A 2,261-nucleotide genomic window follows, 5' to 3' on the forward strand; every position below is an offset into this window, starting at 1 on the left:
CTAATTAAAATCTGAAAAAGACCTTATTGATTTTAGTCAGATGCCCATCGAATTTTACTGTGACTTGACCATCTCTTACCTTCGTAACGATGCCATCTTTTTTGACATTCCATAAAATTCTTTACACATAATAACCCGAACTGCTTAATCCTAAAAAAGGGGGTTACCCAAAGGTTTAGCTCTCTTTTTGAGTTCTGTTAATGCATCCATGGACAAACTCCCACGTCTACCTAACGAGTCCAACACGCTCATGAATGCTTTTACCGTCTTATGATAATGGCATTGCTGCGCCATAAATAACCCAAATGTTTCGTTACCACTTTTCGCCGCTGCCAGCTCCTTGAATGCCTCTTCCGACAAAGATTTTTCTCTCAACAACTCGGCCAACACCGTCATAAATGCCGTTACCACTTCATTACGACCGTTTTGCAACGCCAGAAATAACCCTGGTGTTTCGTTGCCACCTTTCGCTGCTGCCAGCTCTATGAACTTATCTTCTGATAACGTCCCTTCCTTCAGTAACTCCACCAGCACCTTCATAAACGCAGTCACCGTCTCATGATGACCCTCTTGCAGCGCTAGACATAGTCCAGGTGTTTCGTCACGTCTTTTTCCCGCTGCCAGCTCTATGAACTTATCTTCTGATAACTTCCCTGCCTTCAGTAACTCCACCAGCACCTTCATAAACGCAGTCACCGTCTCATGCTGACCCTCTTGCAGCGCCAGAAATAGTCCAGGTGTTTCGTCACCATCTTTCGCTGCTGCCAGCGCTATGAACTTATCTTCTGATAACGTCCCTTCCTTCAGTAACTTCACCAGCACCTTCATAAACGCAGTCACCGTATCATGATGACCATTTTGCAGCGCCATCCATAGCCCAGGTGTTTCGTCACCATCTTTCGCTGCTGCCAGCTCTATGAACTTATCTTCTGATAACTTCCCTGCCTTCAGTAACTCCACCAGCACCTTCATAAACGCAGCCACCGTATCATGCTGACCTTTTTGCTGCGCTAGACATAGTCCAGGTGTTTCGTCACCATCTTTCGCTGCTGCCAGCGCTATGAACTTATCTTCTGATAAGTTCCCTTCCTTCAGTAACTCCGCCAGCACCTTCATAAACGCAGCCACCGTATCATGCTGACCCTCTTGCAGCGCCATCCATAGTCCAGGTATTTCGTCACCATCTTTCGCTGCTACCAGCTCTATGAACTTATCTGCTGATAACGTCCCTTCCTTCAGTAACTCCGCCAGTGCTTCCATAAACGCAGCCACCGTCTCATGCTGCCCCTCTTGCAGCGCCAAATATAGTCCAGGCGTTCCGTCACCATATTTCCCCGCTGCCAGCGCTATGAACTTATCTTCTGATAACTTCCCTTCCTTCAGTAACTCCGCCAGCACCTTCATAAACGCAGCCACCGTATCATGCTGACCGTTTTTCTGCGCCAGACATAGTCCAGGTGTTTCATCACCATCTTTCGCTGCTGCCAGCTCTATGAACTTATCTGCTGATAACGTCCCTTCATTCAGTAACTCCGCCAGCACCTTCATAAACGCAGCCACCGTCTCATGCTGACCATTTTGCTGCGCTAGACATAGTCCAGGTGTTCCGTTACGTCTTTTCGCTGCTGCCAGCGCTATGAACTTATCTGCTGATAACTTCCCTTCCTTCAGTAACTCTACCAGCACCTTCATAAACGCAGTCACCGTCTCATGCTGACCCTCTTGCAGCGCCAAATATAGTCCAGGCGTTCCGTCACCATCTTTCGCTGCTGCCAGCGCTATGAACTTATCTGCTGATAACTTCCCTTCCTTCAGTAACTCCACCAGCACCTTCATAAACGCTGCCACCGTCTCATGATGACCATTTTGCAGCGCCAGACATAGTCCAGGTGTTTCGTCACCATCTTTCCCCGCTGCCAGCGCTATGAACTTATCTTCTGATAACTTCCCTTCCTTCAGTAACTCCACCAGCACCTTCATAAACGCAGCCACCGTATCATGCTGACCCTCTTGCAGCGCCAGAAATAGTCCAGGTATTTCGTCACCATCTTTCGCTGCTGCCAGCGCTATGAACTTATCTTCTGATAACTTCCCTGCCTTCAGTAACTCCGCCAGTACTTTCATAAACGCAGCCACCATATCATGATGACCATCATGCAGCGCTAGATGCACACACCTTTTTTTTTGAGAATCTGATAACTTTAAAAAATTATTATCAGTCAGACGTAATTCACGAAAGCATGCGGAGAAATCTGAAATAG

1 protein-coding gene is annotated in these 2,261 nt (G+C 47.4%); it reads right to left on the bottom strand.

Annotated elements, in window-relative coordinates; genetic code table 11:
• Nucleotides 1–150: 150 nt before the first annotated feature.
• Nucleotides 151–2,261, bottom strand: a 2,111-nt coding sequence (locus tag JQC92_RS21935) for a hypothetical protein (protein WP_205001654.1), incomplete at its 5' end; no start/stop codon positions are given.

The sequence above is a fragment of the Parashewanella hymeniacidonis genome, assembly GCF_016900895.1.
GTDB classification, from domain to species: domain Bacteria; phylum Pseudomonadota; class Gammaproteobacteria; order Enterobacterales; family Shewanellaceae; genus Parashewanella; species Parashewanella hymeniacidonis.